Below are 14,717 nucleotides of genomic sequence, written 5' to 3' on the forward strand. Positions count from 1 at the left end.
AGCACAGGACCGAGCGCCATGGACAGCTTCTACACCGACGAACAACGGATGATCCGCGACGCGGCTCGCGACTTCGCCACCGAACAGCTCGCGCCGCACGCGGGCCAATGGGACCGCGACGCGCAACTGCCCGCCGAGGTCGTCAGGCAGATGGGCGAACTCGGCTTTCTCGGCATGATCGTGCCGGCCGAATGGGGCGGCTCCTACACGGACTACGTGGCCTATGCGCTTGCGCTCGAAGAGATCGCCGCGGGCTGCGCCGCCTGCGCCACGCTGATGAGCGTGCATAACTCGGTCGGCTGCGGGCCGATCCTCAACTTCGGCACCGACGCGCAAAAAGACCGTTACTTGCAGGACCTCGCGACCGGTCGCCGGATCGGCGCGTTCTGCCTGACCGAACCGCAGGCCGGTTCCGAGGCGAACAACCTGCGCAGCCGCGCCGTGCTGCGCGACGGCAAGTGGATTCTCAACGGCAGCAAGCAGTTCGTGACCAACGGCTCGCGCGCCGACCTCGCGATCGTCTTCGCTGTGACCGATCCCGACCATGGCAAGCGCGGTCTGTCGGCCTTCATCGTGCCGACCGATACGCCGGGCTTCAACGTCGGCAAGCCGGAGCATAAGCTCGGCATTCGCGCTTCGGACACCTGTCCGATTTCGCTCGACGACTGCGCCGTGCCGCAAGCCAATCTGCTCGGCGAACCGGGCGAGGGCCTGCGCATCGCGCTGTCGAATCTCGAAGGCGGGCGCATCGGCATTGCCGCGCAGGCGATCGGGATCGCGCGCGCCGCGTTCGATGCCGCGCGTCTCTATGCGAACGAACGCATTCAGTTCGGCAAGGCGTTGAAGGAGCATCAGACCATCGCCAACATGCTCGCCGACATGGCCACGCGTTTGAATGCAGCGCGCCTGCTGGTGCATCACGCGGCGCGGCTGCGCACGGCGGGCAAGCCATGTTTGTCGGAGGCTTCGCAGGCCAAGCTGTTCGCGTCGGAACTGGCCGAGGAAATCTGCTCGAACGCGATCCAGATTCACGGCGGCTATGGTTATCTGGAGGACTACGCCGTGGAGCGCCATTATCGCGATGCGCGCATCACGCAGATTTACGAAGGGACCAGCGAGGTGCAACGCATGCTGATCGCGCGGCATGTGTAAATGCAAACGAAGCGGCATTTGAGCGCAAAATAGCCTGGCCGCCGGATAGAAAGCAGTGCAGCAGCGGGACAAAAAAGCAAAGCGGATAGACCGCGCCAACTGGAGACGACGATGACTGCAGCGAAGGCCTTTTTCGACGCGCGTGACCTGTTATTGCGCCATCGAACCGACTACGACCGTGCATACCGCGAATTCGCGTGGCCGGCACTAGGCGAGTTCAACTGGGCGCTCGACTACTTCGACGTGATCGCGCGCGATAACGACAACCCAGCGCTATGGATCGTCGACGATCCCGCCACCGACGGCTTGCGCCTGTCCTACGCGCAGATGTCGGAGCGCTCGGCGCGCATGGCGAATTTCCTGCGCGGCGTGGGCGTGGGCCGCGGCGACCGCCTGTTGCTGATGCTGCCGAACCGCGTCGAACTGTGGGACGTGATGCTCGCGGCCATGAAGCTCGGCGCGATCGTACTGCCGGCCACCACCCAGCTTTCCGCCGACGACGTGCGCGATCGCGTGCAGATCGGCGGCGCGAATTTCGCGGTGGTGGATAGCGCGGAACTGGCCAAATTCGATGCGCTCGAAGCGCCGCTCACGCGCCTCTCGGTGGGCACGCCGCGCGACGGCTGGATCGACCTGGCCGCGGCCTATGACGCATCGCCGCAATTCACACCCGAAGGCGTCACGCTGGCCACCGACCCGATGCTGCTGTACTTCACCTCGGGCACCACCTCCAAGCCCAAGCTGGTCGAACATACGCATCAGAGCTATCCGGTCGGCCATCTGTCGACGATGTACTGGATCGGCCTGCAACCGAACGACATCCATTGGAATATCAGCTCGCCGGGCTGGGCCAAGCACGCGTGGAGCTGCTTCTTCGCGCCGTGGAATGCGCAGGCCTGCGTGTTCGTTTTCAACTTCCCACGCTTCGTGCCGAAAGACACGTTGAACGCGCTGGTGCGTTTCAACATCACCACGCTGTGCGCGCCGCCCACTGTCTGGCGCATGCTGGTGCAGGAGCATCTGAGCGACTATCCGGTCAAGCTGCGCGAGATTGTCGGCGCCGGCGAGCCGTTGAATCCCGAGGTCATCGAGCGCGTGAAGCACGCGTGGGACATTACGATCCGCGACGGCTACGGCCAGACCGAGACGACCTGCCAGATTGGCAATTCGCCGGGCCAGCCGGTCGTCGCGGGTTCGATGGGACGTCCGCTGCCGGGCTACACCATCGAGCTCATCGATGCCGACGACCAGCCCGTCACCGAAGGCGAAATTGCGCTGCCGCTTGCGCAACGGCCGCTCGGTCTGATGACCGGCTACGCGAACAACGCCAACGCCACCGCGCAAGCCATGCGCAACGGCTTCTATCGCACGTCCGACGTCGCGCTGCGCCGTGACGACGGCTACTACGTCTACGTCGGCCGCGCCGACGACGTTTTCAAATCGTCCGATTACCGCCTCAGTCCGTTCGAACTCGAAAGCGTGCTGATCGAGCACGAGGCGATCGGCGAGGCCGCCGTGGTGCCGAGCGCCGACGCGCTGCGTCTGTCGGTGCCCAAAGCATTCGTCACCGTGCGTCAGGGCTATGAAGCCGGCCCCGAACTCGCGCGCGCCGTGTTCGCGTTCTCGCGCGAAAAGCTCGCACCGTACAAGCGGATTCGCCGCCTGCAGTTCAGCGAACTGCCCAAGACCATCTCCGGCAAGATTCGCCGCGTCGAATTGCGACGCCGCGAAATGGAGCGCGAGGCCGAACCCGCGCGTTTGCCCGATGAGTATTGGGAGGAAGATTTCCCCGATCTGCGTTGATATTTATCCAATCACTGTCCGGCCGCCTCGCGGCCATTGCAGAGGAGTTCCAGCATGAGCGCAAATGCAGCCGTTGCCACCGTCAAGTTGCTGATCAACGGCGAGTTCGTCGAATCGAAGACCGCCGAATGGCGCGACATCGTCAATCCCGCCACGCAAGAAGTGCTGGCGCGCGTACCGTTCGCCACCGCCGATGAAGTGAACGAAGGCATCCGTTGCGCCCACGCCGCGTTCAGGACCTGGAAGGACACGCCGATCGGCGCGCGCATGCGCATCATGCTGAAGTACCAGGCGCTGATTCGCGAGCATTCGCCGCGTATCGCGAAGACCTTGAGCGCGGAACAGGGCAAGACGATTCCCGATGCCGAAGGCGATATCTTCCGCGGCCTCGAAGTGGTCGAGCATGCATGCTCGATCGGCACCTTGCAGCAGGGCGAGTTCGCGGAGAACGTCGCCGGCGGCGTCGATACGTACACGCTGCGCCAGCCGATCGGCGTATGCGCCGGCATCACACCGTTCAACTTCCCGGCGATGATCCCGCTGTGGATGTTCCCGATGGCGATCGTGTGCGGCAATACGTTCGTGCTGAAGCCTTCCGAGCAAGACCCGCTTTCGACCATGCAACTGGTCGAACTCGCGCTCGAGGCCGGCGTGCCGAAGGGGGTGTTGAATGTCGTGCACGGCGGCAAGGAGGTGGTCGACGCGCTCTGCACGCACGAACTCGTGAAGGCCATTTCGTTCGTCGGCTCGACGGCGGTCGGTACGCATGTGTACCGCCTCGGCAGCGAGCACGGCAAGCGCGTGCAATCGATGATGGGCGCGAAAAACCACGCCGTCGTGCTGCCCGATGCGAACCGCGAGCAGACGTTGAACGCGCTGGCTGGTGCGGGTTTCGGCGCAGCGGGGCAGCGCTGCATGGCGACCTCGGTGGTCGTGCTGGTGGGTGCCGCGCAGCAATGGCTGCCGGACCTGGTCGCCAAGGCCAGGACGCTGAAGGTCAATGCGGGCAACGAACCGAACACGGACATTGGCCCGGTGGTTTCGCGCGCGGCGAAGCAGCGCATTCTCGGACTGATCGAGACCGGCGTGAAAGAAGGCGCGACCCTCGCGCTCGACGGCCGCGACATTAAAGTGCCCGGCTACGAGCAAGGCAACTTCATCGGGCCAACGGTCTTTACCGACGTCACCACCGAGATGGAAATCTATCGCCAGGAGATTTTCGGTCCGGTGCTGGTGGTGCTGAACGCAGCGACGCTCGATGACGCAATCGCGCTGGTCAACCGCAATCCGTTCGGCAACGGCGTCGGGCTCTTCACGCAGAGCGGCGCGGCGGCGCGCAAATTCCAGAGCGAGATCGATATCGGCCAGGTCGGCATCAACATTCCGATTCCCGTGCCGGTGCCGTCCTTCAGCTTCACCGGCTCGCGCGGCTCGAAGCTCGGCGACCTCGGCCCCTATGGCAAACAGGTCGTGCAGTTCTACACGCAGACCAAGACCGTCACCGCTCGCTGGTTCGACGACGACACCGTCAACGACGGCGTCAACACGACCATCAGCCTGCGCTGAGTTCAAGGGTCCACGGGAGACATGATGAAAATAGGCTTTATCGGACTCGGCAACATGGGTGCGCCGATGGCGCACAATCTGCTCAAGGCGGGTCACGCGGTCAACGTATTCGACCTCAACGCGCAAGCCGTGCAGGCGCTCGTCGATGCGGGCGCGAAAGCGGCCGGCTCGCCGAAGGCCGCGGTAACCGACGTGGAATGCGTGATCACCATGCTGCCCGCCGCCGCGCATGTGCGCAGCGTGCTGAGCGCGGACGACGGCATCTTCGCCGGTATCGCGAAGGGCGTGACGATCATCGATTCGAGCACGATCGATCCCGCGAGCGTCAAGGCGTTCGCCGAACTCGCGCAGCAGAACGGCAACACCTTCGTCGATGCGCCGGTTTCAGGCGGCACCGGCGGCGCGGCGGCGGGCACGCTGACTTTCATGGTCGGCGGCAGCGCGAGCGCGTATGAGCAGGTCAAGCCGGTGCTTTCGGCGATGGGCAAGAACATCGTGCATTGCGGCGACACCGGCACGGGCCAGGTCGCGAAGATCTGCAACAACCTCGTGCTCGGCATCACGATGGCGGGCGTCGCCGAAGCCATGTCGCTCGGTGAAGCGCTCGGTATCGACGCGAAAGTGCTGGGCGGCATCATCAATACGTCGACGGGACGGTGCTGGAGTTCGGACACCTACAACCCGATGCCCGGCGTGATCGAGACAGCGCCGTCCACGCGCGGTTACACGGGCGGCTTCGGCACGGATCTCATGCTCAAAGACCTCGGCCTCGCCACCGACGCCGCGAAAACCGCACGTCAACCGGTCTATCTCGGGGCGCTGGCGCAACAGCTTTATCAGACGATGAGCACGAAAGGCGCGGGACGTCTCGACTTTTCCGCGGTCATCAAGTTGTATCGTCAGGACGGCCAGGGCGGCAAGGACGGAGGCGCGGCATGATCGAACTCGACTACGCGCATGACGGCGCCGTCGCGCAACTGACGCTCAAGCGGCCGCCGGCCAACGCGTTTACGCCCGAAGGCTTGCTGCAATTGCAGCAGACCGTCGAGCGCCTGAACGGCGAGGCGCGCGTGCGCGCCATCGTGATCACCGGCGACGGCCCGAAGTTCTTCAGCGCGGGCGCCGACCTGAACACCTTCGCCGACGGCAACCGCGAAGTCGCGCGCACGGCGGCGGCGCGCTTCGGCGCGGCGTTCGAAACCTTGCAGAATGCGCGGCCCGTGGTAATCGCGGCGATCAACGGCTATGCAATGGGCGGCGGGCTCGAATGCGCGCTGGCCTGCGATATCCGCATTGCGGAACAGCATGCGTTGCTGGCGTTGCCCGAGACCGCGGTCGGTTTGCTGCCCTGCGGTTGCGGCACTCAGACGCTGCCGTGGCTGGTCGGCGAAGGCTGGGCCAAGCGGATGATTCTGACCGGCGAGCGCGTCGATGCGGCGACGGCGTTGCGCATCGGTCTGGTCGAAGAAGTAGTGGAGAAGGGCGCGGCGCGCGAGGCGGCGCTGGCCATGGCGGCGCGTGTCGCCAATTTGAGCCCGCAAGCGGTCGGCTTCAGCAAGACGCTGATTCATCAGGGCCGCAACGGCGTGCCGCGCGCGGCCGCGCTGGCGCTTGAGCGCGAGCGTTTCGTCGATCTGTTCGACGGCGCCGATCAGCGCGAAGGTGTCAATGCATTCCTCGAAAAGCGCACGCCGCGCTGGCAGGTAACGCAGGCTGAGCAGGGTGATGCCTCGCAACCGGAGACGCGTCAATGAGCGCCTTGCAAAGCGTCGCGCACGATGCGAGCTACGAAGCGGAGCGCGAGATTCTGTTTCGCGTGGTGAACCGCGTGGCGATCATCACGTTGAACCGGCCGGCCGCGCTCAATGCGCTTTCGCACGCGATGGTGCGCGAACTCGCCGTGCTGGTCGAACATTGCCGCACCGATGAGGGCATCGTTGCGCTCGTGCTGAAAGGCGCTGGCGCCAAGGGCTTCTGCGCCGGCGGCGATGTCCGCGAAGTGCAGCGGCTCGCGAAGAACGGTGACAGCCGCTGGCTCGCATTCTTCGTCGACGAATACCGGCTCGACTATGCGCTGCACACGTTTCCAAAGCCGGTGGTCGCGTTGCTCGACGGCATTGCGATGGGCGGCGGCATGGGGCTCGGCCAGGGGGCGCGGTTGCGCATCGTGACCGAGCGCAGCAAGATCGCCATGCCGGAGACGCGCATCGGCTTTCTGCCGGACGTCGGCTCGACGCGTTTTCTGAGCGTGATGCCGGCGGAGCTCGAGTTGTATGTCGGGCTGACCGGCGCGACCTTGTCCGGCGCTGACGCGTTGCGTCTGCAACTGGCCGATCTGTGCGTGCCGGCTGAATGGCTCGCCAGTTTCGAGGAGCGTCTACAGCGCATGCCGCTCGACGGCGATCTGATGGCCGCCTTGCGCGGCGTGTTCGAGCCGCCGTGCAATATCGTTCCGCACGCGCCGCTGGCGGCGTTCACCCAACTGATCTTGCGGCATTTCGATCGGCGTTCGAGCATCGACCGGATGGTCGCGACGGTGCGGCACGATTTGCTGCGTGAGCCGCCGCGCGAGGTGAAGCAGTGGTTGCAGTCCACCTACGACGCGTTGACCGGTCATTCGCCCACCATGCTCTACGTCACGCGTGAGGCGCTTTTGCGCGGCCGGCAAATGACCCTGACGGAGTGCTTCCGCATGGAGTTGGGCATTGTCAAACGCGTGATCGAGGAGGGCGACTTCTGCGAAGGCGTGCGAGCCCAGTTGATCGACAAGGATCGCAAAGCCCGTTGGGCGCCCGCCACGCTCGCCGAGGTGCGGCCGGAGCGGGTCAGGCATTTTCTTGCTTCGCCGTGGAAGAGCGACGCGCATCCGCTGGCCGCTTTGGGCGCGGAGCAGGGCTGAAGTGGCATTGCGCTAAACGGGACGGGCGCTGCGCCCGCTCCCCGTACACAACCCGACCAACTGGGCGCCATGCCGCCCGCCGACGACAACGTCCTGCGCTCGCAGACGGAACGGCATGCATTGCCGTAGATCATTTCTATCCCATACCCGGCGGCGCGCCGCGCCGTAAAAACCTTGCAGCCTCGAAGCCTCGAGTCGGCCTGTTTGCTGTATTCGCGCGGCTTTTATAGCGAGCGAACGGCGGCCGGGAACGAACCATGCTGGTGTACGGGATCGCGTGAAGTGGTAACAGCATTGACGGTACGCAGGATCGAGCACCGGCTCCCGTCGGCAATGGCTCGTTGACCCGTTCAAAAGGAGAATATCGATGAATTCAAATCAGTTCGAAGGTACGGTGAAGGATGCTGCGGGCAAGGTGCAGGACGCTGTCGGCGGCCTGACCGGAGACGCGGAACTGCAGGCCGAAGGCAAGGTCCGGCAGTTCGCCGGCAAGGCACAGGCGAAATACGGCGAGAGTGTCGACCAGGTTGCCGAAACAACGCGCAACAATCCGATTGGTGCGCTGCTGATCGCGGTCGGCGTCGGCTTCCTGCTCGGCAAGCTGATCTGATTATGTCGCGCGTCGGCGCCCGGTGCGTTTGTTGAGCGCGCCGGGCGCCGGCGCGATATTTCTGCCCTGCGTTTTACGCTGCTTTCATTTCATTGCACGGGCGCCTTGGCTCACCAAGGCGCCCCGTGTCTGCGATGCCTGTCCGATGTTCCCGGCGCGTGCGATGCGCCGGATCACATCGTCTATTCGAGGAAGGTTCATGCTGGGATTCGATGTTCGCACGGCTAGACAGGTCTGGACCGCGCTGCTGATCGCGTTGCTGTTTTTCTGCATTTATATGGCGTCCTCCACCGTGCTGGTGGTGGTGTTCGCGGTCTTCTTCAGCTATCTGATCTATCCGATGGTGGATCTCGTCGAGCGCATCCGGCCGCGTCGTATGCCGCGGGTAGCGTCGATCGCGCTGGTGTTCGTGGTGGTGGTCGCGTTGATCGCGGTGGTCGGGTCGATCTTCGGCGTGCAGTTGCAGGACGAAGCGACGCACCTGCTCGCGCAACTGCCTCAGTTGATGAAGTCCGATGTGCCCAACCGCATTCCGTTGCCGCATTTTCTGGAGCCGCTGCGCGAGCGGATCGTCGATTTCGTGCGCGGCCAGATCGAGACGGGTTCCGACAAAGCCGTGCCGATGGCGCGCAGCGTCGGCCTCGGCGTGATGCACGCGGCCAGCAATCTGATCTATCTCGTGCTGATACCGATTCTGAGCTTCCTGTTGATCAAGGAAGGTCCGCAGATGCGCGAGGACTTTCTCGATCTGCTGAACGACCGGCATCGCACGTTGTGGGCCGAGATCGTGACGGATCTGAACGTGCTGTTGTCGAAGTACGTGCGCGCGTTGCTGTTTCTGTCGCTGGCCACGCTGATCTGCTATGGCGTGGCGTTCTCGCTGCTCGGCGTGCCTTATGCGTTTCTGCTGGCGGTGAGCGCCGGTTTGCTGGAGTTCGTGCCGTTTGCCGGGCCGCTCGCCGCGGTGGCCATCACGTTGATCGTGGCCGTGTTCAGCGGCTATCCGCATCTGCTCTGGCTGCTGATTTTTATCGCGCTGTACCGGCTGTTTCAGGACTACGTGCTCAATCCGTATCTGATGAGCGAAGGCGTGGAGGTCAGTCCGTTTCTCGTCATCGTCGGCTTGCTTGCCGGCGATCAGTTGGGCGGCGTGGCGGGGATTTTCCTGGCCGTGCCGGTGATTGCCATGCTGAAAATCATCATCGGACGGGCGCGCGTGTTCTATGCAGCTTCACACGATGAAGGCGAAGCCGCGCGCCGCGCGTTGACCGGCAAAACCGACTGACGCATGGGTCCGCGCGGCGCCTTGCACGACAACGCCGCGCGAGACATGCGGTCAACTTTCGCCGATCGCTTCACCGTGCATCACGCCCGGCGCGGGCGCATCGGCTTGCGCGCCACGCACGCGGGAAACCCACAACACGCCGGCCAGCGCGACCGCAACCGAGGCCCAGCCGACAGTGCCGTACCCCACGATCTGACCGCTCGGCGAGCTGCTGAGCATCAGGCCGCCGATCCACGCGCCGCATCCCGTACCCAATGCCTGAAGCGCGCTGTTCGCGCTGAGAAAAGCGCCGCGCCGAGCCGGCTCGGGCACCGTGGTCAACAGCGCTTGCATCGGCACCATGCGGCCGGACATCAGCACCATGAAAACCGGGAAAAACATCACCAGCGCATAGAACGGCAGATTCGGCAGATGCGTGACGAACAGCACCGGCACAAACGCGAGCACCGCCGCGATCCGGAACACGCGCCGCGTGCCGTACTTGTCGGCGAGCTTGCCCACGCGACGCGAAGTGAAGAACGTCGCCGCGCCGCCTGCCATATAGAGCCATGACAATTGCTCGGGCGCCACGCCGTGGTTGGCGACCAGCACCGGTGAGATGAACGGAATCACCAGCATGTGTGCGACCATCATCATGAAGGTCAGCGCAAACGCATTCAGATGCCTCGGGTTGCTCAGGAGCCGCCACAAATCCGGCAGCACCTCCGCGAGCGGCGGCTGACGGCGGCTCAAGTGCTCCGCCAGCGACGGCACCAGTTGCTGCCCCGCCGTCCACACGAGCAGCGACAGCGCCACCAGCAGAAAGAACGGCGTGGCCCAGCCGAAGTGTGCGCCCAGCAGCACACCGGCCGGCACGCCCGCGATCGCCGCGAGCGAAAACGCCGTCATGATCGTGCCGGTGGCGGCGCCGCGGCGCTGAACCGGAATCACGTCGCCGACGATCGCCATGATCACCGAGCCCAACACGCCGCCCGTGATGCCGGCGAATGCGCGTGCGGCGAGCAGCAGCGGAAAACTGCTGGCCAGAGCGCACGCCAGATTCGACAGCGCGAACAGCGCATACATGGTCAGCAGCAAACGGCGCCGGTCGAAGCGGTCGATATAGGTCGCCGCGAACAGTCCCGACAGTCCCGAGCACCATGAATACGCCGACACGGCCGTCGCGAATGCGGCCGGCGTGATGGCGAATGCGTGCATGATCTGCGGGCCGAGCGGCATCATCACCATGAAGTCCATGATGATGGTGAACTGCGTCAGCGCGAGCAGCCACAGCAGGCGGCGTTCGTGCTTTGCGCTTATTGAGTACATCGATCGATTCCTTGTTGTTGTTGTTTTCTGAAAAGCAAAGTGCTCGCGCGGTTCGCGCCGCCGCCGGATCGCACACGCCTCGAGGCGCATGCGATCACGCAAAACGGCCGACGCTCAATCGTCGAGCGTTTCGTGTACAGCTTCGGCGCCCTGTTTCCAGTAGCTCGCCGCGCGAATGCGTGATTTGTCGACGCCGCGTTCCGTGCACAGGTGATAGCGCACCGCACGCATGGTCGCGGATTCGCCGGCTGCCCACACGTAGCCTTCGCCGTCCTCGGGCAAGTAGGTGTCGCGCACCGCCTGCAGCAGGGCCTCGCCGCGCATGCCCGTTTCGCTGCGGTAGCGCCAGACGAGATGCAACTCGGCTTGCGTCGTGAATTCGATCCGCGCCGACGGATCGACCACTTCGATCACCGCCGCGACGCGCGTGCCGGGCGGCAGCTCTTCGAGACGCCGGGCGATGGCGGGCAACGCGGTATCGTCGCCGATCAGCAGATGCCAGTCGAAACCCTTAGGTATCACGAGCGAACCGCGCGGGCCGCCGATACCGAGATACTGGCCCACCTTGGCTTGGGCGGCCCACGTCGCCGCGGGGCCCGCCTCGTGCATCGCGAACTCGATATCAAGTTCGCCCGCCTCGCGATCGAAGCGGCGCGGCGTGAAATCGCGCGCAACCGGACGCGGCTGGCCGGCGGGAAACACCGGACCGTCGGGGCCCGCTTCCGGCAGCACCGGTTTGTCCGCGCCGGGTTCGGGGAAGAACACCTTGATGTGGTCATCGAACGACGCGGAGACGAAGTCGTGCAGATCGCCGCCCGTGAATGTGACGCGGATCAGATGCGGGGTCAGCGCGCGCACCTTCTTGACTTGCAGCAGACGGAATTTCAGCGGATGGCGCACGCGATGCACGGCGAGGTCGGCCCGGCTGTTGGTCAGGTTCGCGGCCTGATGGCGTTTAGTCAGCATAAGAGTGCTTCTCCTGTTCGTTCGATGGGCGAGCGTTCACGCGCGCAAGCGGGGTTGCCGGCGTGCATGAGCGCGGCCAGCAACGGGCAGTAGGGGTCAGGCGGCCGGCTCGGCGTTGTCGCCGTTTTCGCCGCGGTCCGGCTTGATTTCGCTTTCGATTTCTTTGGCCGCCCGCAGCAGAATTTCAGCGATGCGGCGCTGTTCCGCCGCCGGCGCGTTGTCACGGCGAAGCAACGCATGCTTTAGCGCGCGGCGCGCTTCGTTCAACTCGGGCAGCCAACCGCCTTCGCTGATGTCGGCCGGCTCTTCGCCGGCAAACGCGCGGCGCACCGAATCCATCTTGCGGGCAATGTGGTTCAGCTTGGCCAGCATCAGTTCGACGCGGTCGCGGTTGGCGGCCAGATATTCGCGACCGGTTTCCGACAGCTCGTAGCGTTTGCGGTTGCCTTCGAGCTGCACGGTCACGTAGCCAAGTTCTTCCAGATACGTGAGCGCCGGGTAGACCATGCCGGGGCTCGGGCTGTAAAAACCGTTCGAGCGCGTTTCGAGCGCCTTGATCAGCTCGTAGCCGTGGCTCGGCTGCGAGCCGATCATCGACAGGAGCAGCAGTTGCAGGTCGTCGGAACTGAATTTGCGGCCGCGCGGAAAGCCGTCGCCGTCGCCGCCGAAACCGCCCGGGCCGCCGCCGAAGCGTCCGCCGCGCCCGCCGCCGCGATGCTCGTGATGTCGGCCGATGGCGTGCCACAGGGCGTGCAGCGATAGGCGGTCGAAGCCGTCTCCGCGTGCTTCGCCGCGGCGTTCACCGCGGTAGTCGTGGCGGTGCCCGAAGACATGCCAGAACGCATGGAGCGCGCCGCGTTCGTGGCCGGAGGGGGAACGGTCGTCCGCCATGGGCGGACGGGAAAAACGGTGGTGATGACGCATGGTGGTGCTCCCGTTTGTATCTTAAGATGTGTCGTAAGATATATATCTTAAGATAGTTTGTCAAACTTCTTTTTGCGTCTTATCGGGAGACAACAAAGTCTGCGGGAAGCGGAAAACGGCCGTTCAGAGACAACAAAGTCTGCGGCATTTCGAAATTTCGTTGTGCAGTGCGCAATGACGTGAGCGGTGACTGACCTCAGCGGCTCGGCGAAAACGAAATTAGTTGGCCGATAACTGTGGACCAGATGAATCCTCTGCTGTTCGGCGAGCAAGACGAGTCCCGTGGCACGTTACTCCTTGCGACACGTCTCGCGAAAATCGTCGCGCAGGCGATAGCCGTCTTCCGGGAGCAGGATAAGGCGATCCGGTGGCTGGTCATGTCGCACAAACAGTTTGCCGGCCGAGATGCGCTCGAAATGGCGAAGACCGAGCATGACGCACGGCGGGTTGAGGAAGCGCTGGTGCGGATTGACGAAAGGTACGGATAGCAAAAGGCCGGACTTGGGGGCGCGACTGAAGAACTTGTCGCCCGATTGCCCATGCGCACATCGCCTGAATCCGACGATCATCCGATGCGATAACTTGTATGTTGTCGCTGGGCATCTCTCTGATCAAGCCTTTTCGCCGCGCAGTTTCGGACGCAACCGGAAAAAACGGTCTTTAGCCACGACATCCGGCTGACCGGTGCGCCCCGGTTGCGCTCACTGAGCTATCAAGCTACGAAGCGGCCGGTGGCATCGTGCGAGTCTGGGAATGGCTGATCAAGGTTCCGTTGCTGAACGCGTACAGACGGCCACGAGCCGTCATTCGAGACTTGGGTTAGCATCGTCGACAATCCGCCGTCTGAATGTCGCAGCGATCCTCAGTGGCGAGAACGCGAGACTAAGTCGCCTGGTTGTGTGCGTCGTGCAGGGCAGACTACTGCCCGCTCCAATCGCCGGAGTAAAGGTCATAGACCATCATGTGCTTTAGTGCTTCTCTAATCTTGTATTCGCCGAAGGTGTCAAACAAGCGGGTCGGGATTGCAATCCCGACGTGCACAGGGTCGATCGGAAACACTTCGGCTCTGCCGTTGAGTAAGCCAAGGCTATGCTCAACGTCGCTCAGAGACACACCGCGAACGATAAGTTGAAAGCTCATGAGCGTTTCACCCGAACCTCTGCAACGTCTCCAAGCGCCTGTTGCAGGCAGTCTTCGATATCGTCTGCCACTTTTTGTCCGCGGACGTCATAGAACACCACAAATCTTGCATCAGGCAGCGGCACGTGCTGTCGACCAAAAGTATACGCGCCCGAACGAACGCAACGCTGAGGTTCAGTGCTACTTGCGTCTCAACATAGTGATTGGCGATCAGTGTATGTTCCGTGGCGTCTGCTGTAGAAAACTCTGGCGTGAACATCATGTTTGATCCGAACGTTTCAGACTGTTGAACGGCTGCTCTGGGGAAAACTGAAGGGCGGCTCAGGGTCGATCACGATCGGCCCGAAACCGGCGAACGTGATAGAGCGCAGGGGAATGCCCGTCAAGGCGCAGATGCACCTGTTCCTTTGACGGAACCGCTGGTCGCGCGCAGCCCAGGCATCGCTGTCTCGTCCGTCATCTGTTTTCCGGCGAGCGCGCGTTATTGCGGCCTGAGGTGTAGATCGTTGCTCACGGATTGCACCCCCGCCACGCCGCGCGTCACGGCAAGCGCTTGCTCAATCTGTACCTCTGCATCCACGTATCCTGACAACTGCACGACGCCTCGATACGTGGCGACGCTGATCGGCAAGGATCTCAGCCCTGGGTCTGCGACGAGCGCCTGCTTCACCTTGGCGGCGAGCGCAGCGTCGTCAGTGGCGACCTTCGCCGGCGCGGTCACAGCCTGCGTCGCTGTCGACTTGCAGCCGTTGATGAGCACGAACGCGGGGATCGCGAATGCCGCGACCATCAGCAACCGGCTTTTGATGTGTGGCACGTCTCGCATGTCGGCTATGACATCCTGATTCGTGAGCAGCTGGCGTCGTTCGGGTTGGCTTCGAGAGGTACACATGTGCGCCCTCGTCGAGTCCACCATGATAGCGCAGGGTGGCGAACTTGCGACCGCGCCGACTCCACCAACTCTGTTCATGCTGCGAGGCGAGTCCTTGGCTCAGTTCGGCCAGAAGGCGACGCGCGCGTCTCTCACGTGAATGACGGCTGAATTCGCGAAACCGGCGCCGTCG

At 63.7% G+C, this 14,717-nt stretch carries 13 protein-coding genes and 1 pseudogene; 9 read left to right on the forward strand and 5 right to left on the reverse strand.

The genetic code is table 11. From position 1 onward, the window contains the following. Positions 1–18: 18 nt before the first annotated feature. The 8 genes from B0G81_RS08165 to B0G81_RS08200 all read left to right on the forward strand — a co-directional run bounded on the left by B0G81_RS08165 (position 19) and on the right by B0G81_RS08200 (position 9,315). Positions 19–1,152 (forward strand): acyl-CoA dehydrogenase, encoded by a 1,134-nt coding sequence (locus B0G81_RS08165; protein WP_134134293.1) that lies wholly within the window; start codon positions 19–21, stop codon positions 1,150–1,152. Between the two features lie 111 nt (positions 1,153–1,263). Beyond that, entirely contained in the window at positions 1,264–2,955 is a 1,692-nt protein-coding gene (locus tag B0G81_RS08170; protein WP_134134295.1) for an AMP-binding protein, read from the forward strand. 54 nt (positions 2,956–3,009) lie between these two features. Further along, positions 3,010–4,521: a CoA-acylating methylmalonate-semialdehyde dehydrogenase gene (locus B0G81_RS08175; protein WP_134134298.1), complete on the forward strand. Its 1,512-nt coding sequence runs from the start codon at positions 3,010–3,012 to the stop codon at positions 4,519–4,521. A gap of 24 nt (positions 4,522–4,545) precedes the next feature. Continuing rightward, complete coding sequence (gene mmsB / locus B0G81_RS08180; protein ID WP_106277603.1) at positions 4,546–5,460, forward strand: 3-hydroxyisobutyrate dehydrogenase; 915 nt, start codon at positions 4,546–4,548, stop codon at positions 5,458–5,460. Beyond that, positions 5,457–6,275: an enoyl-CoA hydratase gene (locus tag B0G81_RS08185; protein ID WP_134134302.1), complete on the forward strand. Its 819-nt coding sequence runs from the start codon at positions 5,457–5,459 to the stop codon at positions 6,273–6,275. Before mmsB ends, B0G81_RS08185 begins: the two co-directional genes overlap by 4 nt. Continuing rightward, on the forward strand, positions 6,272–7,420 hold the full coding sequence (locus B0G81_RS08190) for an enoyl-CoA hydratase/isomerase family protein (protein WP_134134306.1): 1,149 nt from the start codon (positions 6,272–6,274) through the stop codon (positions 7,418–7,420). Before B0G81_RS08185 ends, B0G81_RS08190 begins: the two co-directional genes overlap by 4 nt. 367 nt (positions 7,421–7,787) lie before the next feature. Continuing rightward, complete coding sequence (locus B0G81_RS08195) at positions 7,788–8,030, forward strand: CsbD family protein (protein WP_116120687.1); 243 nt, start codon at positions 7,788–7,790, stop codon at positions 8,028–8,030. A 199-nt stretch (positions 8,031–8,229) separates the two neighbouring features. Continuing rightward, positions 8,230–9,315 carry an AI-2E family transporter gene (locus B0G81_RS08200; protein ID WP_134134308.1) on the forward strand — a complete coding sequence of 362 codons (1,086 nt, stop codon included), beginning with the start codon at positions 8,230–8,232 and terminating at the stop codon, positions 9,313–9,315. Between the two features lie 51 nt (positions 9,316–9,366). On the opposite strand, the gene B0G81_RS08205 is transcribed toward B0G81_RS08200, so the two are convergent. From B0G81_RS08205 to B0G81_RS08215, 3 genes are all read right to left on the reverse strand, one after another. After that, positions 9,367–10,623, reverse strand: a complete 1,257-nt coding sequence (locus B0G81_RS08205; protein WP_134134312.1) for an MFS transporter — start codon at positions 10,621–10,623, stop codon at positions 9,367–9,369. A gap of 114 nt (positions 10,624–10,737) precedes the next feature. Further along, positions 10,738–11,589 carry a siderophore-interacting protein gene (locus B0G81_RS08210; RefSeq protein ID WP_134134316.1) on the reverse strand — a complete coding sequence of 284 codons (852 nt, stop codon included), beginning with the start codon at positions 11,587–11,589 and terminating at the stop codon, positions 10,738–10,740. Positions 11,590–11,685: 96 nt separating this feature from the next. Next, entirely contained in the window at positions 11,686–12,513 is an 828-nt protein-coding gene (locus tag B0G81_RS08215) for a PadR family transcriptional regulator (RefSeq protein WP_134134320.1), read from the reverse strand. Positions 12,514–12,812: 299 nt separating this feature from the next. On the opposite strand from B0G81_RS08215, the pseudogene B0G81_RS08220 reads away from it, so the two are divergent. After that, positions 12,813–13,001: pseudogene (locus B0G81_RS08220) on the forward strand (MbcA/ParS/Xre antitoxin family protein); the annotation flags it as partial. Between the two features lie 430 nt (positions 13,002–13,431). Here B0G81_RS08220 and B0G81_RS08225 read toward each other — a convergent pair. Together B0G81_RS08225 and B0G81_RS08230 are read right to left on the reverse strand one after the other, a co-directional pair. Further along, positions 13,432–13,653: a hypothetical protein gene (locus B0G81_RS08225; RefSeq protein WP_134134325.1), complete on the reverse strand. Its 222-nt coding sequence runs from the start codon at positions 13,651–13,653 to the stop codon at positions 13,432–13,434. 481 nt (positions 13,654–14,134) lie between these two features. Beyond that, positions 14,135–14,479, reverse strand: coding sequence for a BON domain-containing protein (locus B0G81_RS08230; protein WP_134134327.1), 345 nt, complete (start codon positions 14,477–14,479; stop codon positions 14,135–14,137). Positions 14,480–14,717: the final 238 nt, after the last annotated feature.

The organism is Paraburkholderia sp. BL6665CI2N2 (genome assembly GCF_004366535.1).
Classification (GTDB): Bacteria; Pseudomonadota; Gammaproteobacteria; order Burkholderiales; family Burkholderiaceae; genus Paraburkholderia.